This window comes from Atlantibacter sp. RC6 (assembly GCF_014193285.1).
Taxonomy (GTDB): domain Bacteria; phylum Pseudomonadota; class Gammaproteobacteria; order Enterobacterales; family Enterobacteriaceae; genus Atlantibacter.
The window spans coordinates 146207-166426 of the sequence record NZ_JACHZE010000008.1 but is presented as its reverse complement, the minus strand read 5'-3'; the positions used below and the strand labels follow the sequence as shown (position 1 = coordinate 166426).

The 20220-nt window shown below is 55.3% G+C and carries 23 protein-coding genes and 2 pseudogenes; 5 read left to right on the top strand and 20 right to left on the bottom strand.

Features of this window, described 5'->3' with window-relative positions; translation table 11 throughout:
• Nucleotides 1–100 precede the first annotated feature (100 nt).
• Nucleotides 101–604: a sterol desaturase family protein gene (locus FHW74_RS17420; RefSeq protein WP_255459937.1), complete on the top strand. Its 504-nt coding sequence runs from the start codon at nt 101–103 to the stop codon at nt 602–604.
• Here the strand turns inward: FHW74_RS17420 and crtB are convergent.
• The 11 genes from crtB to FHW74_RS17365 form a co-directional block, all read right to left on the bottom strand.
• On the bottom strand, nt 522–1448 hold the full coding sequence (gene crtB, locus FHW74_RS17415) for a 15-cis-phytoene synthase CrtB (RefSeq protein WP_183171623.1): 927 nt from the start codon (nt 1446–1448) through the stop codon (nt 522–524). The two genes, FHW74_RS17420 and crtB, sit on opposite strands and share 83 nt — an antisense overlap.
• Entirely contained in the window at nt 1445–2923 is a 1479-nt protein-coding gene (locus FHW74_RS17410) for a phytoene desaturase (protein ID WP_183171622.1), read from the bottom strand. The genes crtB and FHW74_RS17410 overlap by 4 nt, the downstream gene beginning before the upstream one ends.
• Nucleotides 2923–4059, bottom strand: a complete 1137-nt coding sequence (gene crtY, locus FHW74_RS17405; protein WP_183171621.1) for a lycopene beta-cyclase CrtY — start codon at nt 4057–4059, stop codon at nt 2923–2925. Before crtY ends, FHW74_RS17410 begins: the two co-directional genes overlap by 1 nt.
• The gene (locus tag FHW74_RS17400; protein ID WP_183171620.1) at nt 4056–5312 is read right to left on the bottom strand and encodes a glycosyltransferase; all 1257 of its coding nucleotides are present in this window, start codon (nt 5310–5312) and stop codon (nt 4056–4058) included. Before FHW74_RS17400 ends, crtY begins: the two co-directional genes overlap by 4 nt.
• Before the next feature lie 2 nt (nt 5313–5314).
• Nucleotides 5315–6358 carry a type 2 isopentenyl-diphosphate Delta-isomerase gene (gene fni / locus FHW74_RS17395; protein WP_183171619.1) on the bottom strand — a complete coding sequence of 348 codons (1044 nt, stop codon included), beginning with the start codon at nt 6356–6358 and terminating at the stop codon, nt 5315–5317.
• A gap of 46 nt (nt 6359–6404) precedes the next feature.
• Entirely contained in the window at nt 6405–7325 is a 921-nt protein-coding gene (locus FHW74_RS17390; protein ID WP_183171618.1) for a polyprenyl synthetase family protein, read from the bottom strand.
• A gap of 151 nt (nt 7326–7476) precedes the next feature.
• Nucleotides 7477–7902, bottom strand: coding sequence for a glutaredoxin-dependent arsenate reductase (gene arsC, locus FHW74_RS17385; protein WP_183171617.1), 426 nt, complete (start codon nt 7900–7902; stop codon nt 7477–7479).
• A 12-nt stretch (nt 7903–7914) separates the two neighbouring features.
• Nucleotides 7915–9204 carry an arsenic transporter gene (locus FHW74_RS17380; RefSeq protein ID WP_183171616.1) on the bottom strand — a complete coding sequence of 430 codons (1290 nt, stop codon included), beginning with the start codon at nt 9202–9204 and terminating at the stop codon, nt 7915–7917.
• Nucleotides 9205–9248: 44 nt separating this feature from the next.
• A complete protein-coding gene (locus FHW74_RS17375) occupies nt 9249–9569 on the bottom strand; it encodes a transcriptional regulator (RefSeq protein ID WP_183171615.1) in 321 nt (106 codons plus the stop codon).
• A 184-nt stretch (nt 9570–9753) separates the two neighbouring features.
• A complete protein-coding gene (gap, locus tag FHW74_RS17370) occupies nt 9754–10764 on the bottom strand; it encodes a type I glyceraldehyde-3-phosphate dehydrogenase (RefSeq protein WP_183171614.1) in 1011 nt (336 codons plus the stop codon).
• A 78-nt stretch (nt 10765–10842) separates the two neighbouring features.
• On the bottom strand, nt 10843–11823 hold the full coding sequence (locus tag FHW74_RS17365) for a GlxA family transcriptional regulator (protein WP_183171613.1): 981 nt from the start codon (nt 11821–11823) through the stop codon (nt 10843–10845).
• 274 nt (nt 11824–12097) lie between these two features.
• Here FHW74_RS17365 and FHW74_RS17360 point away from each other — a divergent pair, with 274 nt between their 5' ends.
• Entirely contained in the window at nt 12098–12913 is an 816-nt protein-coding gene (locus tag FHW74_RS17360) for a DUF3750 domain-containing protein (RefSeq protein ID WP_183171612.1), read from the top strand.
• Nucleotides 12914–12928: 15 nt separating this feature from the next.
• Here FHW74_RS17360 and FHW74_RS17355 read toward each other — a convergent pair whose 3' ends face one another.
• The 3 genes and pseudogenes from FHW74_RS17355 to FHW74_RS17345 all read right to left on the bottom strand — a co-directional run bounded on the left by FHW74_RS17355 (nt 12929) and on the right by FHW74_RS17345 (nt 14120).
• Complete coding sequence (locus tag FHW74_RS17355) at nt 12929–13354, bottom strand: DUF943 family protein (protein WP_255459936.1); 426 nt, start codon at nt 13352–13354, stop codon at nt 12929–12931.
• Between the two features lie 23 nt (nt 13355–13377).
• Nucleotides 13378–13476, bottom strand: a pseudogene (locus tag FHW74_RS17350) (DUF3289 family protein); the annotation flags it as partial.
• 398 nt (nt 13477–13874) lie between these two features.
• Nucleotides 13875–14120 carry a YmjA family protein gene (locus FHW74_RS17345; protein WP_183171611.1) on the bottom strand — a complete coding sequence of 82 codons (246 nt, stop codon included), beginning with the start codon at nt 14118–14120 and terminating at the stop codon, nt 13875–13877.
• A 153-nt stretch (nt 14121–14273) separates the two neighbouring features.
• On the opposite strand from FHW74_RS17345, the gene yajD reads away from it, so the two are divergent.
• Nucleotides 14274–14618, top strand: a complete 345-nt coding sequence (gene yajD, locus FHW74_RS17340; protein WP_183171610.1) for an HNH nuclease YajD — start codon at nt 14274–14276, stop codon at nt 14616–14618.
• A gap of 106 nt (nt 14619–14724) precedes the next feature.
• Nucleotides 14725–14961: a transposase domain-containing protein gene (locus tag FHW74_RS17335; RefSeq protein ID WP_183171609.1), complete on the top strand. Its 237-nt coding sequence runs from the start codon at nt 14725–14727 to the stop codon at nt 14959–14961.
• Between the two features lie 242 nt (nt 14962–15203).
• Here FHW74_RS17335 and FHW74_RS17330 read toward each other — a convergent pair whose 3' ends face one another.
• The 3 genes from FHW74_RS17330 to FHW74_RS17320 all read right to left on the bottom strand — a co-directional run bounded on the left by FHW74_RS17330 (nt 15204) and on the right by FHW74_RS17320 (nt 16741).
• Nucleotides 15204–15449 carry an Atu4866 domain-containing protein gene (locus FHW74_RS17330; RefSeq protein WP_183171608.1) on the bottom strand — a complete coding sequence of 82 codons (246 nt, stop codon included), beginning with the start codon at nt 15447–15449 and terminating at the stop codon, nt 15204–15206.
• 113 nt (nt 15450–15562) lie between these two features.
• Nucleotides 15563–15784 carry a hypothetical protein gene (locus FHW74_RS17325; protein ID WP_183171607.1) on the bottom strand — a complete coding sequence of 74 codons (222 nt, stop codon included), beginning with the start codon at nt 15782–15784 and terminating at the stop codon, nt 15563–15565.
• 234 nt (nt 15785–16018) lie between these two features.
• The gene (locus tag FHW74_RS17320; RefSeq protein ID WP_183171606.1) at nt 16019–16741 is read right to left on the bottom strand and encodes an SDR family oxidoreductase; all 723 of its coding nucleotides are present in this window, start codon (nt 16739–16741) and stop codon (nt 16019–16021) included.
• Between the two features lie 98 nt (nt 16742–16839).
• Here FHW74_RS17320 and FHW74_RS17315 point away from each other — a divergent pair, with 98 nt between their 5' ends.
• Nucleotides 16840–17739 (top strand): LysR family transcriptional regulator, encoded by a 900-nt coding sequence (locus FHW74_RS17315; RefSeq protein ID WP_183171605.1) that lies wholly within the window; start codon nt 16840–16842, stop codon nt 17737–17739.
• Between the two features lie 140 nt (nt 17740–17879).
• Here FHW74_RS17315 and FHW74_RS22895 read toward each other — a convergent pair.
• The 3 genes and pseudogenes from FHW74_RS22895 to pth all read right to left on the bottom strand — a co-directional run.
• Nucleotides 17880–18169, bottom strand: a pseudogene (locus FHW74_RS22895) (integrase); the annotation flags it as partial.
• A 148-nt stretch (nt 18170–18317) separates the two neighbouring features.
• Nucleotides 18318–19409 (bottom strand): redox-regulated ATPase YchF, encoded by a 1092-nt coding sequence (ychF, locus tag FHW74_RS17310; RefSeq protein ID WP_161659095.1) that lies wholly within the window; start codon nt 19407–19409, stop codon nt 18318–18320.
• A gap of 138 nt (nt 19410–19547) precedes the next feature.
• Nucleotides 19548–20132: an aminoacyl-tRNA hydrolase gene (gene pth / locus FHW74_RS17305; protein ID WP_183171604.1), complete on the bottom strand. Its 585-nt coding sequence runs from the start codon at nt 20130–20132 to the stop codon at nt 19548–19550.
• Nucleotides 20133–20220: the final 88 nt, after the last annotated feature.

Below are 20220 nucleotides of genomic sequence, written 5' to 3'. Positions count from 1 at the left end.
AGCGGGTGCACTATACTGCTACAGGTTTATGCCCGCTGATGAGGAAAGGGATGTGAGTATCTGGCTTAACGTAGTGATAGTTCTGGCTAGCGCGGCGGCGATGGAAGCCGTGGCCGCGTTGTCCCACCGTTATATCATGCACGGCTTCGGCTGGCGCTGGCACCGCTCTCATCACTCCCCGCGCACCGGCTGGTTTGAGCTTAATGATATGTATGCCGTGGTGTTCGCGGGGGTTGCCATCGCGCTGATCGCCGTCGGTACCGCCGGGGTGTGGCCGCTACAGTGGATCGGCGCGGGAATGACGCTGTATGGCGTGCTCTATTTCCTGGTCCACGACGGGCTGGTGCATCAGCGCTGGCCGTTTCACTGGGTGCCGCGCAAAGGTTATCTCAAGCGGCTGTGGCTGGCGCATCGTTTCCATCACGCGGTAAATGGCAAAGAGGGGTGCGTGTCGTTCGGCTTTTTGGTGGTGCGTTCGCCAGAGGCGTTACAGGCGCAGTTGCGCCGCCGTCGCCGCCCGGCTAAACAGGCCGCTGCCACAGCGAATCCTGGCGCGGTGAACGAGCCGCCAGCGGCGCAATCGCCGCGCGCCCCGCGCCCTTGAGCAGCAGCGCCAGTTTTTCCGCTTTACCGGTGTGCTGGCGGCTGTTCCAGGCCTGCTCCCCGGCGTTAGCCACCTTTATACCGATGGCGCGATACACATCCCTGGCGGTGGCAATCGCCCAGCGGGATCGCAGGGGCAGGGCGGGCAACCCCGCCAGCGCCGAGACGTAATAGGGCTCCGCCGCCACCAGCAGTTGCGCCACCACCCGGTACAGCGCCGCGCGGTTCTGCGCCGCGTGAAAGTTGTCGATGCTTAATCCTTGCTCCACCAGCCACTGCTGTGGCAGATAACAGCGACCGGCTTCGGCGTCCTCAATCACATCCCGCGCGATATTGGTCAACTGAAACGCCAGCCCCAAATCACAGGCGCGATCCAGCACCTGCTCGTCGCGCACGCCCATAATATGCGCCATCATCAGGCCGACGACGCCCGCCACGTGGTAGCAGTAGCGCAGGGTGTCATTGAGGGTGTGATAACGCTCGCCGCGCACATCCATGGCGAAGCCTTCCAGATGTTCCAGCGGCCAGCGGGCGGGAATATGGTGGCGCGCCGTCACCTCCTGCAACGCGGCAAACGCCGGTTCACTCATCGCCTGGCCCTGATACACCTGCTGGGTGGCGGTACGCAACTGCATCAGCCGTTGAACGGGAGTATGGCTGGCAGGGGCCTGGGCGGCGAAACCGGCGATTTGATTATCGATGACGTCATCGCAATGGCGACACCAGGTGTAAAGCATCAACACGCTGCGGCGGGTGTCGGCATCAAACAGCCGGGCGGCGGCATCGAAGCTTTTTGAGCCGCTACGCATGGTGTTAGCCGCATGGCGGAAAAGCGGTTGATTCATGCCAAATCCTCCAGCATCAGCCGCGCCGTGGCCTTCGCCGAGCCGATCACGCCAGGAATGCCCGCGCCGGGATGGGTACCCGCGCCCACCAGATACAAGTTTTGCAGATGCTCATCCCGGTTATGGGGCCGGAACCAGGCGCTCTGGGTGAGCAGCGGTTCCAGTGAAAACGCCGATCCGAGATGCGCGCCCAGAGTGTGCTGGAAATCATCCGGCGTGAAGATGCGGTGCGTCACCAGCTGCTGGCGCAGGTTTGGCATATAGCGCCGTTCCAGATAGTCGAAAATCCGTTCGCGTAGCGCCGGGCCTTCCACGCGCCAGTCCAGCGGGGCATTACCCAGATGCGGCACCGGCGTCAGTACGTAAAACGCGCCGCAGCCCGGCGGGGCCAGCGACGGATCGGTGGCGCACGGCGAGTGGAGATACAGCGAAAAATCGTCCGGCAGGGTGGAACCGTTAAAAATCTCCTGAACCAGTTCTTTATAACGCGGCCCAAAGCAGATGGTGTGGTGCGCCAGTTGCGGATGCGGGGCATTCAGACCGAAATACAGCACAAACAGCGAGTTGCTCATGCGCTTCCCGGCCAGTTTCTTGCCTTTGGCTTTGCCGTGCGGATCGTGGCCGAGCAGCTTTTGATAGGTGTTCACCACATCGGCGTTGGAGGCCACCGCGTCAGCGCTGAATACGCGTCCGTCCTGGGCGATCACCTGAGTGACTTTCTGCTGGTTAACCTCGATGCGCTCAACCGCCGTGTTCAGCTCCAGCTTGCCGCCCAGATCGGTAAACAGCTTCACCATGCCGTTGACCAGCGCCCCGGTGCCGCCGCGCGGGAACCAGACGCCCCATTCCCGCTCCAGCGCATGGATTAAGGTATAGATCGCCGAGGTGGCAAACGGGTTGCCGCCCACCAGCAGGGAGTGAAACGAAAACGCCTGGCGCAGGTGATCGTCCTGAATAAAGCGCGACACCGCCTGCCAGACGTTTTCCCAGGCGCGCAGCCGCATCAACTGCGGGCTGACTTTCACCATATCGCTGAACTGCAAAAACGGCGTCGCCCCGAGCCGCAGATAACCCTCTTTAAATACTGCCCGGGAATAATCGAGAAAGCGGGCGTAGCCCTGCACGTCCGCCGGGTTAAAATCGGCGATCTGCTGCTGGAGCAGGGCCTGATTATTGCTGTAGTCGAAGCGCTTGCCGTCCTCCCAGCACAGCCGGTAAAACGGATCGACCGGCAGCAGTTCCACGTAATCCGCCAGCCGCTTTCCCGCCTCGCTAAACAACTCTTCCAGCGCGCTGGGATCGGTGATTACCGTCGGCCCGGCGTCAAAGGTAAATCCCTGGTCGTGATAAACATAGGCGCGCCCGCCGGGCTTGTCGCGCTGTTCCAGCAGCGTGGTCTGGATGCCCGCCGCCTGTAAGCGGATGGCGAGCGCCAGCCCGCCGAATCCTGCGCCAATCACCACGGTTTTTTTCATTATTGGTTCCCTGTGTTTATTGCCGCCCGTAATGCCCCGAGAACGGGGACGGGCGGCTTGCCTGTCAGTATTCGCGCTTTATCGGTCAGCGTCAGGTTCCCGGCGTAGAAGCGGGCGATGGTGGCATCGGGTAAGCGATAGAATTTTTGCATTACCCGCCAGCGGTGATCGGCCGGGCCTGCCAGAAACAGCATCCGGTTGAGCAGGCGCAGGAACCCCTGGCTGCGCCACTGGCGCGCGGCGATCGCCTGAACCAGCCGGTGCAGGCTGTGCGCGTCGAGACGATCCTGCCCGGCGATGGCGTCGGCCAGTTGCGCCGCCAGCGGCAGAGAGTAGCCGGTCACCGCATGGAACAGCCCGGCGCGCATCCCGGAACAGGGCTGGCGGGCGTGCAGCGGCGCGTCGCCCGCCAGCGTCAACGGCAGGCAGCCGGTCTCTTCACGCAGTAGTTGCTCCAGCGCCAGGCCATGTTGCGCGGCATACTGGCGGATGGCGTCGCGATACTCTTGCGCCGCTAAGTCCGGCGCGTTGCTAAAACGGGTGTCCTCAATCAGCAGCGTGTCGGGCGTCAGCGGCAGCAGATAGAAAAACCGGTAGGCGTTGCACTGGGCCACGGTGGCGTCCATCAGCAGCGGGCGCGTCAGGCCATGCGGCGCGGCAAGCCGCCACTCCTGCCCGACGAACAGCTGCCAGGCGCAGCGCCAGCCGGGCATGGCGCGCTGGCCGCGTCCGTCAATCACCGCGCGGGCGTAGAGCGTGGTGCCGTCTGCCAGCTGCACGCTGTCGGGTGCGACATCGGCAACCGCGCGGTTCAGCCACAGATTGTCTCCCAGCGCCTCGCGCAACCGGCTGGCAAAGCGTTCAGCGCTGACGGTGTAATAGGGCTGATCGATATCGCGCATCAGCTCCGGGAAAAGTACCTGATAACCGGGCCAGCGATGCGCCACCAGCGGCGCGATCCACTGGTGCTGCGCGGCGCTGAGATCGTGATGATGAAACGACCAGGTATGGTTGCCGCCGGGCGATGCGCCCTGTTCGAGCATCAGGATGTTCATCCGCGGATGGCGCTGTTTTAAACGCCAGGCAATCAGGCCGTTCGCCAGGCCAGCGCCCACTAAAATCAGATCCCGGATCATGGCTGCGCCATCCCCCGTTCAACCGGGCGTCCGGTGAGCAGCGCCTGTTCGGCGATAGCCGCCGCCCGCGCTGCGCCGCCCGCATCACGCAGCGCCTGGCTGGCCTGGGCCAGATTTTTGCCGACGGCGTGGTTTTCATCCAGTAGCGCAGTGATTTCCCGGGCGAGAACTGACGCGGTCGCCAGCCGGGAAACCCGTCGCCCCAGATTGTGATACGCCACCCGCGCCGCCACGGCGGGCTGATCGAACGCCACCGGCATTACCAGCAGCGGTCGCCGGGCGGCAATGCCTTCCAGCACAGTGTTATACCCGGCGTGGCACAGGATCATATCCGACTGAAGAATCACTTCGCGCTGAGGAACAAAACTCTCTACCCGGTGCGCGCCGTTACGGTACAACCCGTCGACCTGCGCGGCGTCGAGCCCGCCGCAGTGGGATATTGTCACCTCGACGCCCGCCAGATGGCAGGCCCGCGCCAGGGTGCGCATCAGCGAATAGTGGTGCCCGTGCAGCGTACCGAGCGTGGCGTACACCACCGGTCGGGGATTGCGCAGCGGGGGTAGGGTTGTGTCCACGGACTGGAACGCGCCGATGTAGTGAAAATGGTCGGGCAGGGCGCGGCGCGGGAAATCAAACGCCACAGAGCCCTGGGCCACCTGGGCCAGCGGCGACAGGCAGTGATCCAGCCGATAACGGTTAGCCAGACCGAAGCGGCGGCTGTAATGGTTGATGACCCGATAGTGCGCCTGCATCAGCCGGTCATAGACCCGCTCGCTGCCGGCGTAAAGCCTGCGCGCGGCGTCATCGTCGGCATAGTTAAACGGCATCACCGGCAGCGGTAAATCCGGTTCGCGGTTGACCGGCAGCGCGCAGGCCGCCGACACAAACGGCAGCCCCAGATACTCGCTCACCAGCCCGCCCGCAGGCTCCATTTGGTCGGCGATTACGCCGTCAACCTGCAAGCGCGTTAACAGATCCGGCAGTTCGCGGCACAACGCTTCGGTATGCCTGGCCAGCGTGCCGGCAATGCGGAAAAAGGTGCGGGCGGCGGGGTCGCGAAAGCGCTGCTGCGCCCCAGCAATCGCCTCCGGCAGCGACGGGCAGCCGCTGATGCGCGGGTTATCGCGGGTGACGAGTTCCGGGCTGGCAATAAACGTCAGGCGGTGCCCTTTGCCGCTCAGGTGCAGCGCCAGCGCTTCCATCGACCGGATATGGCTGTAGAGCGGCGGTACGATAATCGCAAAATGGCTCATCGTCAGCGGCCGCACCAGACCATCTCGGCGCGCTTTAGCGCCTCCAGATTGGGGCTGCCGGTACAGAAACAGGCCAGCCTGAGCTGATCGAGGGTGACAGAGAAACGCTCCACCACCGCCCGGCTGGATTCGGTGGCGCTATCCAGGATCGCCGCCGCCTGTCCGGCGAGGCTGGCTCCCAGCCGCAACGCTTTCGCCACGTCGATGCCGGTACGGATACCGCCGGAGGCAATCAGGGGGATTTGCGGATAAGCCTCGGCAATCGCCTTTACCGCCTCGGCGGTAGGAATACCCCAGTCGGCGAACGCCATCGCCAGCGCGCGCAGATGCGGATCCTGGGCGCGTTTACCTTCCACCGCCGCCCAACTGGTGCCGCCCGCGCCTGCCACATCAATGGCGCTGACGCCTGCGTCAATCAGTCGGCCCGCCACCGTGGCTGAAATCCCCGCGCCGACTTCTTTCACCACCACCGGCACTTCAAGGTAACGCACCACGCGGGCGATGGCGTCTAGCTTGCCTGCCCATTCGCGATCGCCATCGGCTTGCAGCATTTCCTGGAGCGGATTGAGATGAACGATAAGCGCATCGGCTTCAATCATCTCGACGACGCGTCGCGCGTCGTCAATGCCTCTATCGCCCGCCAGCTGCGCCGCGCCCAGATTCGCCATCAGCGGGATATCCGGCGCCAGCCTGCGCAGCGATTTGTCGATGCCGCTGTCAGACTTGCCTTCCAGGGCGATGCGCTGGGAGCCGACGCCCATCGCGACGCGCAGCTCCTGGGCTGCTTCCGCCAGATGGTGATTGATAAATTTCGAGCGCTGCGCGCCGCCAGTCATGGAGCTTATCAACAGCGGGGCGTTGAGGGTTTTGCCGAGAAACCGGCTGGAGAGATCAATATCCTGAAAATCGATTTCCGGCAGGGCGCAATGCACAAAGCGCCAGTGTTCAAAGCCGGTGGATGTTCCCGTCACGTCCTGCGGGGAGTTAAGGATAATGTCCAGATGATCGTTTTTCCTCTGTACAATTCCCTGCTGTTTTAACGCCATGGTATTCCTCCAACCTGGCTGGTAAACGAGTCACACGCGGACAAAGTCAGGCGCTTTTCATGGCGGGTTTTTCACCCGCCAGCGTCAGGGTCAACCAGGCGTGAATAAATTGACGGGTTTCCTGCCCGGCTACGCACACGGCGGCAAGGTGCTCATTGGCAGAGTGAAAATGGTGATAGACCAGGTCGCAGACCCGCTCCCGGCCCAGCACGTTCACCAGCGTCGGCTTACCGGCATCCTTATTGCGGTCTTTACCGGTGGTGAAATGGCTATCCGACAGGTCATCCAGCAGTTGAAATAGCTGGCCAAAGTCGGTGGCGAACGCCGATAGCCGCTGGTGGGTGGCATCGCTGGCGCTGGCGGCCAGGGCGATCACCTGGAGCATAGCAATAAACAGCACGCCGGTTTTCAGATCGTTGGTGGCGGTAATATCGTTGATATTCTGGGTGTGCCCGACGCCTGCCAGATCGCGAAACTGACCAAGCACCAGCCCCTGCTCCCCGACGGCGTTTGCCAGCTCCCCGACGACCCGCGCTTTTTGCTCGCCGCTCAGCCCGCTGGCGGCAGAGACCAGGGCAAAGGCTTTGGTGAGCAGCCCAATCGCCGCGAGGATCGCCACACTTTCGCCATATTTTTTATGGATAGTCGGCTTGCCGCGCCGCATCTCGGCGTTATCCATGCAGGGGATATCATCGAGGATCAGCGAGGCGCTGTGGATCATCTCCACGGCGCAGGCGAGGTCAAGTAGGGTCTTCTTTTCCCCCGGATACCCCAGATCGTGCGCGATCAGCATCATCATTAAAGGGCGGATCCGTTTGCCTTGTCCTAAGACGCTCTCCTGCATCGCCATGCCCACTGCGGTTTTACCGTCACAGCTCTTCAGTAATCCGCTGAGGTGATGCTCGATAGTGCTTTTGATTTCGTGGACCGACACGCCCCCGGACAGGGTGTTTAGATTCTCGCTCATTGATGAGGGACCGCCATGGAAACAGACTGTAGTGTTTGTTTAACCGTAGACTGCGCGACGGGGGTTCGCCAGTGCGGGTTGTACAAGTTTGTAATAATTTTTTGTACAGGTTTGCACTGGATGGGGCATCCGCTCATTTCAAGCCGTCAGATTACTTAACCCGCTTCCCTGTTTCGTCAATGACCTTTTCGCCATCCTCTTTGGTAAAAGAACCTTTCTGGTCGTCAGGCAGAATATCCAGCACAACTTCTGAGGGGCGGCAAAGACGCGTGCCAAGCGGCGTCACGACTACAGGCCGGTTAATCAGGATCGGATGCTGAAGCATAAAGTCAATTAACTGCTCATCAGAAAATTTGTCTTCATCGAGACCCAGTTGTTCATAAGGTTCAACGTTCTTACGCAGCAACGCGCGTACCGTAATCCCCATATCTGAAATAAGCTTGATAAGCTCATTACGGGTTGGTGGTGTATCGAGATAATAAATAATGGTCGGTTCGTGACCGCTGTTACGGATCATCTCCAGCGTGTTACGTGAGGTGCCACAGGCCGGGTTGTGATAGATGGTAATGTTGCTCATATCAGTATCTCATTACAAAGTGACAGAGAGCCGCCATGCCAGCGCGGCCAGTGTGACGAACAGCACGGGCAGGGTCATGATAATGCCGGTGCGGAAGTAATACCCCCAGGTGATCGTCATGTTTTTCTGTGCCAGCACATGCAACCACAGCAGGGTTGCCAGACTGCCAATCGGGGTAATTTTGGGACCTAAATCGCAGCCAATCACATTGGCATAAATCATCGCTTCTCTGACGACGCCGGTCGCGGCACTCCCGTCAAGGGACAATGCACCAATCAGCACCGTCGGCATATTGTTCATCACCGACGAGAGGAATGCAGTCAGGAAACCGGTACCGAACGTGGCAGCCCATAAACCTTTGTCTGCCAGCATAGTGAGTACGGCAGAAAGATATTCAGTGAGCCCGGCATTACGCAGGCCGTAGACGACCAGGTACATGCCCAGCGAAAAAATCACGATCTGCCAGGGCGCGCCGCGCAGCACTTTTCCGGTGTTAATGGCATGACCTCTCTTCGCCACCACAAACAGCACTGATGCGGCGGCTGCCGCTATCGCGCTGACGGGGATCCCCAGCGGTTCCAGAACAAAGAACCCGACCAGCAGGAACAGCAGAACAATCCAGCCCGTTCTGAACGTCGCCGGATCCTTAATCGCACTGGCAGGCATCTTCAGCAGCGAGACGTCATATCTGGCCGGAATATCGCGGCGGAAGAAGATATGCAGCATGGCAAGCGTGGCAGCAATCGCCGCCAGGTTTACTGGGATCATTACAGAGGCGTACTGCGTAAAGCCCAGGCCGAAGAAATCAGCCGAGACAATATTGACCAGGTTAGAGACTATCAGCGGCAAGCTGGCGGTATCCGCGATGAAACCTGCAGCCATGACAAAGGCCAGCGTCGTCGCCTGGCTGAACCCCAGTGCCAGCAGCATCGCAATCACAATCGGCGTCAGTATCAGCGCTGCACCGTCGTTAGCAAACAGCGCGGCAACAGCCGCGCCAAGCAGCACTATCCAGGTAAACAGCAAGCGGCCGCGCCCGTTACCCCAGCGGGAAACATGCAGTGCCGCCCATTCAAAGAAACCGGACTCATCGAGCAGCAGGCTGATGATGATTACTGCAATGAATGCCGCTGTTGCGTTCCAGACGATATTCCAGACAACGGGGATATCCGCAATCTGGATGACCCCCGTTCCCAGCGCCAGTACGGCTCCGATACTTGCGCTCCAGCCAATGCTGAGGCCTCGGGGCTGCCAGATGACCAGGACCAGCGTCAGTAAAAAAATACTCCCTGCCAGAAACATTCCAGACTCCTTTATATATGGTTATATGCATGTGATTAAGCTTGTCAGCAGGACGTACATGGGGATTTTTCCAGCCATTCACGCACATCATCGCGCAGGCACTGCCATGAGGTCGTTATCGTCTCACTGGCCCATGCTGGCATGTGGGGGGACAGACGATAATGAATCCATTTTCCTTCTCGCCGGTCCAGAACCAGTTCAGCCTTACGCAAAATAGCCATGTGGCGCGAGATTTTAGGCTGTGATTCAGTGGTGGCTGCACAGATATCGCAGACGCACAGTTCGCCAGACTCCCGAAGAAGCATGACAATGGCGAGGCGGGTTTCATCCGACAGGATTTTAAAAAGCTGAACAGGCTGTAGCATTTTTTACTCCGGTCCCTTTAAAAAACGCATATGCTAATTCATATGTATTGATTTTGAAATCATCAGAGCTTCTGAAGGCGGGGAAAGGGGATACTTTCTCGCACTGAACGCCTACAGCCTCAGGAATGTGATAGCCGCAGGATGTCGCCATCTGATGCTGCGATCAGATGGCGAAGGGGAAGGTTTACAGACCGCGTTGTTCCATTAAACGGGCCAGGTCGATCAGGCGGTTGGAGAACGCCCATTCATTGTCATACCAGGCGAGGATTTTCACCAGATTGCCGCCAATCACCAGGGTGGAAAGCCCGTCGATAATCGATGAGCGGGCATCGCCCTGATAGTCGCTGGAGACCAGCGGCTCTTCGCTGTAACCCAAAATCCCCTGCAACGGGCCGTCAGTCGCGGCGGCGCGGAAGGCGGCGTTAACCTCTTCAGCAGTGACATCGCGTTTCAGCGTCACGGTTAAATCGACAATCGACACCACCGGCACCGGGACGCGCAGCGAATAGCCGGTCAGCCGTCCGTCGAGTTCCGGGATCACTTTGCCGAGCGCTTTGGCCGCGCCGCTGGAATAGGGAACAATCGAAAGCGCAGCGGCACGCGCGCCGCGCAGATCTTTTTCCGGCTGATCGTGCAGCGCCTGGCTGTTGGTGTAGGCGTGGGTGGTGTTCATCAGGCCGTGCTCAATACCAAACTGCTGGTGCAGCACCTGCGCCGCCGGAGCCAGTCCGTTGGTGGTGCAACTGCCGTTGCTGACCACATAATGCTTCTCAGGATTGTACTGCTGGTGGTTCACGCCCATCACCACGGTAATGTCATCGTTTTTCGCCGGGGCCGAGATAATGACGCGTTTTGCGCCGCCGTGAGTGATGTGCACCGCCGCCTTTTCGCGCTCGGTAAAGAAGCCGGTGGCCTCTATCACGATATCCACCCCGACGCTGCTCCACGGGATTTCCGCCGGATCACGCTGGGAGAAGACTTTTACCGCTTTGCCGTCGATGCGCAATTCCGCCTCGCCCGCCTCAACTGTCAGCGGTAGAGTGCCAAGCAGAGAATCATATTTCAGCAGGTGCGCCAGGGTTTTGCTGTCGGTCAGGTCGTTAATCGCCACGATGTCGACCTGTGGATCTTTCAGAGCCGCCCGGAAAACGTTGCGCCCAATACGGCCAAAGCCGTTAATGCCGATCTTTAACATAGTTGCCTCCTGATGTGCCGTTTCTGTCATCAGGGTAGGCGTCGGTCGGTTTGGCGTAAATGACAAAAAAGGATCACTTTACGCCAATTTGCGGCAGTGGAAGCGTTGGCGATATTCGCCGGGGGTGAGGTGTAGCTGTTTTTCAAAGATGCGGCGTAGATTGATGCTGCTGCCGAAACCGGTAATTTGCGCGATGCGCTCCAGGGTTTCGGTAGTCTGCTCCAGCCGGTCACGAGCCGCAGCCAGACGCGCTTCCGCCACGTAGCGGGCAGGGGAGACGCCAGCTTCCCGTGTGAATACGCGGGTAAAGTTGCGCGGGCTCATGGCCACGCGCTGGGCCAGATTTTCGACTGACAGATCGTCTGCGAGATTGGCCAGGATCCAGTTTTGCAGTTCGCCTACCGGGCCCTCATGCTCGGCCTGATCCAGCTTGTAGCGGCTGAACTGCAACTGCCCGCCTGGGCGGCGCAGGTACATCACCATATCCTGGGCTACGTCCCGGGCGAGGGTAAACCCGTAATCCTCTTCCACCAATGCCAGGGTTAAATCGAACCCGGAGCTGACGCCGCCGGACGTCCACATTGGGCCATCCTGTACATACAGCGGGCCGCCTTCCACCTTCACATGCGGATAAGTGGCCTGCATGGTTTCCAGCAGACGCCAGTGGGTGGTGGCTCGGCGGCCATCCAGCAAACCAGCCTGGGCCAGCAGCATCGCGCCGCCGCAAATCGACGCCACGCGCCGGGCATGGGGCGCAGCCATACGCACCCAACTTGCCACCGCGTCGCGCTCGTCCAGATGGGTGCCGCGTCCGGTGATCATAATGGTGTCGCGGGCTTCAAACGGGTCCAGCTCGGTGAGGCGGTGGTCCGCCAGCAGGTTTAGCCCCGACTGGCCGTGGATCACCTGGTGCGGTTGGGTGGTGGCAATAGTGATGCGGTAACGCGGCGTGCCGGAAGGGTTAGGGTGCAGCCGATTGGCCTGCATCAGAATGTCGGCGATACCGGCGGCTTCAAACAACATGCCGCCATCAGGAACGATAATCAGGATAGTTTTCATGGCTTGAAATGTAATGTTTTTACAAAATAAGTCAAATGGTGTTGCCGCTTGCTGTCGCTATCCAAACTGATACCAGGTTAGCGCGGCTCGCCAGTCGCGACCAATTAACTGAATTTCATTGACGGAGAGTGGAGGCGCCTTAACAGAAACTGCTTTTAAAGCCCGACATAGATTTGCCGGCTGGCGGCGTTCCAGGACAATTCGCGGCGCAACACGTATTGCTGCGTAAAAATTCACCAGTACAATAGACAAAACCCTTCGATAACGGATACCAATGATCCTGATTAAAATGCTTACTCTCAGCCTGCTTTGCATCATCCTGATCTCGCTGGTTGCCAGCGTGGGGCAGGCGATGTATCACCACGATCCTCAGGCGCAGCGAGGGTGGTGGGCCGCCCGCAGTGATTCCGCCGGCATGGCGCCCGACCCGCGTAAAAACGCCGGGCTGGCGGTGGTGCAAGTCTACGCCGCACCGACCTGGGGCTGGAAAGGTGTGGTAGCGGTGCATCCATGGATCATTTTTAAACGCGCGGGAGAAACGCAATACAACCGCTACGAGGTAATAAGTTGGGGCTCGGGTGAGAAAGTGCGCCGCAACCGCAACTCGCCGGACGGCTACTGGTACGGGTCAAAACCCCGACTGCTGGTGGAGCATCGCGGGGCGGCGGCCGAGGCCATGATCCCGCAAATCGAAGCGGCGATTGCCTCCTATCCCTGGCCGGACAGCTATCGCGTCTGGCCTGGACCGAACAGCAATACTTTTATCGCTCATATAGGGCGCGAAGTGCCGACGCTGAAGCTGGATATGCCTGCCAACGCGGTTGGCAAAGATTTCCGCTCGCTGCGCCATGTGGTGGGCTTGCCGCCGTCAGGGCGCGGGGTGCAGGTATCGGTGCTGGGTGTCGCGGGGGTGACGCTGGGGGCAGAAGAGGGATTTGAGGTGAACGTTCTGGGGCTGAATGTGGGCCTGGACGTGTCGCCGCTGAAATTACGGCTACCCTTTATCGGCGGCGTGGGACGGGATAATTTGCAAAGCAGAGAGAAGGGGACGAGGGTTAGGGCATATGTGCCTTCGATTCCCTCTCGCTAAATGAGAGGGAATTTTTTAAAGCTTTCTATATTTACCATCAGCATCAATTTTATAATGTTCTGTATCTGTAAAAAAAGTTAATCCACTTTGTTTACCGTTTATAACGGTCAGAAAGGGATGTTTTTCAATACAATGGTTTTTAACTTTCATATCAGCGAAACAGAGGTGATCGTAGCCATCATCTTCAACATAACCACTGCCGAAATCCCAGATTTTAATGAAAAAATATCCATCATCTTTTTCTGGTTTGGGAATATTATATTTTGCTTTAAGTAAATCTTTATTTTTCAACCACCATGTAATTTTACCAGAATCAGTTAGTGGAAAATTTTTCACCAAAATATCTGTATAAGAACCATCCTGATGAATAGCGACAATATTCACAGGTTGCAAATCTTTGTACTTGATATAGCAAAAGATAGCTACTGCCAGACTCAGCAAAAACAGGTTTACTATTTTATATCTCAATTTTTACGTGCTCCCGTAATATTTACTGTGACTTCCATGTTGGTCATAAAAGGTTTAAAGCCTAATTGATTGTATCGCTGTAGTACAAAACTTATGCTCGGCATTTAAATATCATGGTTAAAACAAGACAGGTATCCTGCTTATTTTATTATATATTTAGACTGTTTTATAATAAAAACTTGCGGGCTAAAATCTGGAAGTGCAACCTCAGCATAACGTTCGAAAATGAATGGCTGGATTTAGGGCCTAACAAAAATACAGAGTAGATATGTAAACGCTTATTGTTTCATCTATTTACAGCACTGCTGCTGCATTGGTAAGCGAGCAAAGTATTTTCTTAATTAGGCCTGCCGCGATGGGAGCAAAACACTTGAGCGCCGTGAAATTCGCAAAACTCTACGGCGCGTTTGAAATGTTGAACAATGGCGAGGAGGTCGTACATCGTTTCGGGAAAAAATAGCGTGCCTGACTGAAATAACGCCGCTAACAGGCGTTACTCGTTGCCCCATTGGTTGAGAAAATTCGCGATCTCATCAATACGACCTTGATTAATCCCGGCCTCAACAGCCATCTCCTGCTGGGCCTCTTCGCTGATTTCTTCGTTATTCATCAGCCGGGTGATCAGCAGTTGGAAATAGTGCGCGAGGGCGTCGCGTTCGGTTTCGGTGACAGGGATTTCTGTTTCTGTCGCGTACTCGTCTGCGATGTCATAAAACTTAAGTGGGATGGATGACGTCATAGTGGGTTCCTTTAAAATGAATGCACAGGCTGGAGCATAGCATTTTTGTGCAAATCTGAGGTGAGCGGATTTTTCAACTTAGCGCTCACTGTTCACAACGCGTGCCTGCTAAAATCCACGGTAACTCTCTTTTTATCACAGGTTAAATCGACAATGGCTCTGATCCCCAAAAACTACGCGCGGCTGGAAAGCGGCTACCGTGAGAAAGCGTTAAAAATCTATCCCTGGGTATGCGGACGTTGCTCGCGAGAATTTGTTTACTCGAATCTTCGCGAATTAACCGTCCATCATATCGATCACGACCACACCAATAACCCGGAAGATGGCAGCAACTGGGAGTTGTTGTGCCTGTTTTGCCATGACCACGAACACTCGAAATACACCGAAGCTGACCAGTACGGCACTACCGTGGTGGCGGGGGAGGACGCGCAAAAAGACGTGGGAGCAGCCACCTATAATCCGTTCGCCGATTTAAAGGCGATGCTCAATAAAAAATAACGGATAAAAACTACGCCGAAGCGTAATGCCGATTGGTTAAGGATCGGTTGTCCGCTCCGGCAGTTATGCAAAAGTCCGTAATCTCGCAGGGATTACGGATTCTTTTATGTTACTCAGCCAGGTACTTGATACCGGCACGGCCAGCCTGCGCAAGCGCCGTCTCTCGATAGAAATGATGGTCTGTGTCGTGACCGGCATGGCGCTGTTCCGCTCCCATTCCATGAACCAGCTTGTGTCACATCTGGATATTCTGCTGCCAGGGATAAGGCTGTATGTTGCCGGCAGCGCGGTGGTAAGGTCCGCTATGAGCGAGAAGCGGACACTGCCTGACTATGAGGCATAACGCCTCATAGGTGTAGGAGCGCAATAAATCCAGCTACGGAGATAACTTTTACAGTCTTGAGTAATTACTATAACGTTAATTTAAGAATTATAAATAAGTATCTATATTGTCATTGAACGCCTTTAAAAATGATCGCTTTTTGACAGGCAATTCATTGGCAAAGTAATAATAATTATTAGTCGACAAAGTGCCTTTTGATGATCAAGGTTTTATCGCGCTAATTTCTATAGGTAGTGTGCTATTTATTTACGCCGGAAAAGCACCATACCCGCGTGATGAAGTTCGTCATTACTGACAAAAGTCCCATCAGCTGTAAAACCGGTATCGTCCTGATAGTAGATCCTGTTTTCACGAATGTCGTAGTCGCCCTGATAAGCATGAGGTTTTGTACCTCGAGCTTCATCGTAACGCCCATTAGGTAATAGCTCATGGCGAATGAATCCATCTTTGGTAATCCAGAGGCCTGTATAAGTATGCTGTTCTTTCATATGTTTCCTGATGTCATGTATGTGTGTTAGAGATAAGCTATTGTATTTGCATGTGGAATCACGACTCATTTTGAGTAATGCCGGTCAAGAGAAATTACCGGCGCATATGAATGTTATTTGTTATTAACAGGGGTTAACTCTGCTGTCATATAAACCCTGTTTTTAAAAGAGGCTGCAAGGATTTTATATGATTTCCCCTCTTTAGATGCCTGTGTGGAAATTTTTTCCTCAGCACCCTCAATGGTTGAATCTACTGCCGTAATAACCTGGGCCATAGTGCTGAAAGATAATAAGGACAGAATTGTTGCTGCAGTCAAGCGATGGATATTATCCATGGTAATTTTCCTATTAATGATAAGAGATGATTTTTAAAAGAGGGAATAATATATTTAAATTTATTCCCTGTGCCAGTTTGGCTTCTGTAATTAATAAAGCTTTACTGTCAGTTAAGAATGACGTAATGAATTAACAATTGTCATGCAAGTTATCATTTCATCAGCAGTTCTTATTCCAGAGGCATTAAATAAATAATGATTGCAGAGATTTACTTCATCCCGCTGTCATACGCTTCAGTTTGCGGATGCTGTCGGTCTGATGGTTATTTCTGTTGTATCAACACTTTCCGGAGCCTCAATGACATGTCGTACGGCGCGGGCAATATCCGCTGGTTTAAGTGCAACAGAACGGTATGCATCCATCACCGCCATTGTTTCCGCATGAGTGATGGTTGAGGCAAGTTCACTTTCCACAACGCCGGGATTAACGCAGGTCACACGGATTTTCGAGCTTTCCTGACGTAAACCATCTGAAATAGCCCGTACTGCGAACTTAGAGGCGCAATATACGGCGGCTGTTGGCACAACAGAAAGGGCACCGATAGAACCAAGGTTAATTATCTGGCCAGAACCCTGAGCTTCCATCACTGGAAGCACAGCCCCAATTCCCCACAGCACGCCCTTGATGTTAACGTCAATCGTACGTTCCCATTCATCCTGTTTGCCGGCCGCAAGCGGTGAAAGTGGCATGATGCCCGCATTGTTAATCAGAACGTCAACACGCCCCCAGTTATCAAGCGCTGACTGCACGAAATGAGCCATGGACAGTCTGTTTGTGACATCCAGCTCACGCGCTTCAGCCATACCGCCGGCGCTGCGGATTTCTGCTGCAATGGCTTCGATACGATCCAGTCTGCGCGCCCCTAATAGCACTCTCGCACCTGCCTTTCCAAGCTCTCTGGCAATGCCTTCCCCAATGCCACTTGACGCGCCGGTAATTAATATAACTTTACCCATGATGTGCTCCTTCAGTTGAGTTCAGAGAGATGATAGACCTTTATGATTAGTTCCAGTATCCTGCTTTTACTGGACTCAGTGGTTAGCAGAATTAAACAATGAAAATTGATCTCAATCTTTTACCTGTTTTTATCGCGGTTGCTGAAGAGCGTAATTTCACCATAGCCGCAGCCCGGCTGGGGGTTACGCGCTCGGCGGTTAGTCAGGGAATACGGCGGCTTGAGGATACTTTCGGCACAATGCTGGTAATGCGGACAACACGTTCAGTAAACCTGACTGAAGCGGGAGAACGACTGCGTACATCCCTGTCATTATCTTTATCCAGCATTGAAGCTGCGTTCGAAGATATTGCATCTGACAGCACGCCACGTGGACTTCTGAGGATCGCGGTGACCTCCATAGCTGAAGAGTTTCTTTCAGGTCCGCTGATCGCCTCGTTTGCGGCTGCTAATCCAGCCGTGAAGATCGATATTGTCGTGACAGATGAGGAATTTGATATTGTGGCCGCTGGTTATGATGCTGGCGTAAGGCTCGGAGATGTGATCGAGAAGGATATGATTGCCGTCCCGCTTACAGAAAAGCAACGTGAAATGGTGGTTGCGTCCCCATCTTATCTCACTGCTAGTAGAGCCCCTCTTCATCCGCGTGAGCTTGTACATCATCAGTGTATCGGCTGGCGTCCTTCCCCGGATGTTGCTCCTTATCGCTGGGAATTTGAGGAGAACGGGAGAGCTTTCGACGTGGCGGTAGAACCGCGAATAACAACTAATGACCTGCGTCTCATGCTGAGGCTGGCTCTTGCCGGTGGAGGTATAACATTTGCCCCTCAGGAAACATTCAGGCCGTATATTGAAAATGGTCAACTTGTTTCAATGCTTGATGATTTTCTTCCCCATTTTCCTGGCTTTTATCTGTATTTTCCTCAACGCCGGAATATAGCGCCAAAACTACGCGCCCTAATCGAACATGTCAGGCAATGGCGGCAACCGTATGCTTAATGGTAAGCGCTAAATACTTTGTAACGTAAACCAGTTTTCTGAGGACTGACTCATTTAGTTATATGTTATGTCCGCTTCTGGCACAAAGCGGACCTTGAACAATGAGTTCTGTCCCCATGGTTCACTGAGTACAATAGGTTTTAATTAAATTCTGCTACCCATCTGCCTACTTTATCAACCCATTCCTGCATCATCATTTTACGTTCATCAGGATAGCTCACATGCCAATATATGCAGCGAACATTGTGGATATCAGTACTGCAAGTTGAGCTTCAATATCATCAGGTCGATAGTCCATCTCGTTTACACGGGTACTCCTTGTGGTTCGGATTACAGGCGGGCTTTAAGTACCCCTCCCGCCGATGCTTTTACGTTGTTGACGCAGCAAGTGCGGTGTCATTGGACCTGGCAAATTGTCCTTGCCAGGAAAAGGAGCTGTCGATGACTCTTTTTAGCTGCGCTGAAGCGCGATAAAACGAGTTTGTAAGAAAACAAAAATCCACGCAATTGCGTGGATTTTATGGTTTTTTGCGATCTCCATGAGATTCAGCAAAACCTCATGAGACAACAAAATTTATTTACACGTTGAACAGGAAGTTCATCACATCGCCATCTTTCACGATGTAATCCTTCCCTTCAGCGCGCATTTTGCCCGCTTCTTTAGCGCCTTGCTCACCTTTATAGGCGATGAAATCTTCATACGCGATGGTCTGAGCACGGATAAAGCCTTTCTCGAAGTCGGTGTGGATTTTACCCGCCGCCTGCGGCGCTGTCGCACCCACCGGGATGGTCCATGCGCGTACTTCTTTCACGCCTGCGGTGAAGTAGGTTTGCAGGTTCAGCAGGGCATAACCGGCGCGGATCACGCGGTTCAGACCCGGCTCTTCAATACCCAGTTCAGCCATGAATTCTTCGCGGTCGGCGTCATCCAGCTCGGCAATATCAGATTCCACCGCTGCACATACCGGCACCACAACAGAACCTTCTTTGTCGGCAATTTCACGCACTTTGTCGAGGTACGGGTTGTTCTCGAAACCATCTTCGTTAACGTTAGCGATGTACATGGTCGGCTTCAGGGTCAGGAAGCTCAGGTAGCGGATGGCCGCTTTGTCTTCCGCCGTCAGGTCCAGCGCGCGCAGCATCCCGGCGTTTTCCAGGTGCGGCAGGCATTTTTCCAGCGCCGCCAGTTCTGCTTTAGCGTCTTTGTCGCCGCCTTTGGCTTTCTTCTGGACGCGGTGAATAGCGCGCTCGCAGGTTTCCAGGTCAGACAGCGCCAGCTCGGTATTGATAACATCAATATCTTCCGCCGGATCAACTTTACCCGCTACGTGGATGATATTGTCGTTTTCAAAGCAACGCACGACGTGGCCGATAGCTTCGGTTTCGCGGATGTTGGTCAGGAACTGGTTACCCAGGCCTTCGCCTTTGGATGCGCCTTTCACCAGGCCCGCGATGTCCACGAATTCCATGGTGGTTGGCAGAATGCGCTGGGGCTTAACGATTTCCGCCAGTTTGTCAAGACGCGGATCGGGCATTGGAACCACGCCGGTGTTCGGCTCAATGGTACAGAACGGGAAGTTAGCCGCTTCAATACCGGCTTTGGTCAGCGCATTGAACAGAGTGGATTTTCCGACGTTCGGCAAGCCGACGATACCGCATTTGAATCCCATGGTTTAGATCACCTTAATTGCTTGATTATCATTGAGTTAAAACAGGCTCAACGACTGGAAATAAATAACTTTGCCTATTATACATCGAACGGGCGTTATTCGGGGCGTATTTCACCCCGCCGCCCGATAAAAAGCCGTTTATTGCGCCTTAAAGGCGTGCAAACGGTTGGTGGCTTTGGTCAGGCCTTCTTTTAGCCAAATCTCGGTGCAGCGCGCCGCTTCGTCTATGGCGTCGTCAATTAATTTCTGCTCGGAGACGGGCGGTTTGCCCAGCACAAATCCAACAACTTTGTTTTTATCGCCGGGATGACCGATTCCCACGCGTAAACGGTGAAAATTGGGGTTATTGCCCAACTTACTGATGATGTCTTTCAGGCCGTTATGCCCGCCGTGGCCGCCGCCGAGTTTAAATTTGGCGACGCCGGGCGGCAGGTCGAGTTCGTCATGCGCCACTAAAATCTCATCCGGCGCGATACGGTAAAAGCCCGCCATCGCCGCCACCGCTTTGCCGCTCAGGTTCATAAAGGTGGTCGGGACCAGTAATCGCACATCTTCGCCCGCGAGGGAGACCCGCGAGGTGTAGCCAAAAAATTTGGCTTCTTCTTTCAGCGGCGCGCGCAGGCGCTCCGCCAGTAAATCCACATACCATGCCCCGGCGTTATGGCGGGTCGCCGCATATTCCGCGCCAGGGTTTGCCAGGCCGACAATCAATTTTATCGTCACGTTATTATTCCAGGTTGCCCGTAAATCGCCGGGTAGTTTACTTCGCTCAGGTCACGATGACAAAGCGGCGCGATGATCACCGGTTGAT

What these genes read in the sequence shown, in the direction of transcription:
- arsC (WP_183171617.1), bottom strand. Translation starts at nt 7,902, where the DNA reads ATGAGCAACATTACCATCTATCACAACCCGGCCTGTGGCACCTCACGT.
- crtY (WP_183171621.1), bottom strand. Translation starts at nt 4,059, where the DNA reads ATGATCCGGGATCTGATTTTAGTGGGCGCTGGCCTGGCGAACGGCCTG.
- FHW74_RS17365 (WP_183171613.1), bottom strand. Translation starts at nt 11,823, where the DNA reads ATGAAAACTATCCTGATTATCGTTCCTGATGGCGGCATGTTGTTTGAA.
- gap (WP_183171614.1), bottom strand. Translation starts at nt 10,764, where the DNA reads ATGTTAAAGATCGGCATTAACGGCTTTGGCCGTATTGGGCGCAACGTT.
- FHW74_RS17320 (WP_183171606.1), bottom strand. Translation starts at nt 16,741, where the DNA reads ATGGGTAAAGTTATATTAATTACCGGCGCGTCAAGTGGCATTGGGGAA.
- FHW74_RS17420 (WP_255459937.1), top strand. Translation starts at nt 101, where the DNA reads ATGGAAGCCGTGGCCGCGTTGTCCCACCGTTATATCATGCACGGCTTC.
- FHW74_RS17410 (WP_183171622.1), bottom strand. Translation starts at nt 2,923, where the DNA reads ATGAAAAAAACCGTGGTGATTGGCGCAGGATTCGGCGGGCTGGCGCTC.
- FHW74_RS17315 (WP_183171605.1), top strand. Translation starts at nt 16,840, where the DNA reads ATGAAAATTGATCTCAATCTTTTACCTGTTTTTATCGCGGTTGCTGAA.
- FHW74_RS17375 (WP_183171615.1), bottom strand. Translation starts at nt 9,569, where the DNA reads ATGCTACAGCCTGTTCAGCTTTTTAAAATCCTGTCGGATGAAACCCGC.
- fni (WP_183171619.1), bottom strand. Translation starts at nt 6,358, where the DNA reads ATGGCGTTAAAACAGCAGGGAATTGTACAGAGGAAAAACGATCATCTG.
- FHW74_RS17360 (WP_183171612.1), top strand. Translation starts at nt 12,098, where the DNA reads ATGATCCTGATTAAAATGCTTACTCTCAGCCTGCTTTGCATCATCCTG.
- FHW74_RS17390 (WP_183171618.1), bottom strand. Translation starts at nt 7,325, where the DNA reads ATGAGCGAGAATCTAAACACCCTGTCCGGGGGCGTGTCGGTCCACGAA.
- FHW74_RS17380 (WP_183171616.1), bottom strand. Translation starts at nt 9,204, where the DNA reads ATGTTTCTGGCAGGGAGTATTTTTTTACTGACGCTGGTCCTGGTCATC.
- ychF (WP_161659095.1), bottom strand. Translation starts at nt 19,409, where the DNA reads ATGGGATTCAAATGCGGTATCGTCGGCTTGCCGAACGTCGGAAAATCC.
- crtB (WP_183171623.1), bottom strand. Translation starts at nt 1,448, where the DNA reads ATGAATCAACCGCTTTTCCGCCATGCGGCTAACACCATGCGTAGCGGC.
- yajD (WP_183171610.1), top strand. Translation starts at nt 14,274, where the DNA reads ATGGCTCTGATCCCCAAAAACTACGCGCGGCTGGAAAGCGGCTACCGT.
- FHW74_RS17330 (WP_183171608.1), bottom strand. Translation starts at nt 15,449, where the DNA reads ATGAAAGAACAGCATACTTATACAGGCCTCTGGATTACCAAAGATGGA.
- FHW74_RS17400 (WP_183171620.1), bottom strand. Translation starts at nt 5,312, where the DNA reads ATGAGCCATTTTGCGATTATCGTACCGCCGCTCTACAGCCATATCCGG.
- FHW74_RS17345 (WP_183171611.1), bottom strand. Translation starts at nt 14,120, where the DNA reads ATGACGTCATCCATCCCACTTAAGTTTTATGACATCGCAGACGAGTAC.
- FHW74_RS17335 (WP_183171609.1), top strand. Translation starts at nt 14,725, where the DNA reads ATGTTACTCAGCCAGGTACTTGATACCGGCACGGCCAGCCTGCGCAAG.
- FHW74_RS17325 (WP_183171607.1), bottom strand. Translation starts at nt 15,784, where the DNA reads ATGGATAATATCCATCGCTTGACTGCAGCAACAATTCTGTCCTTATTA.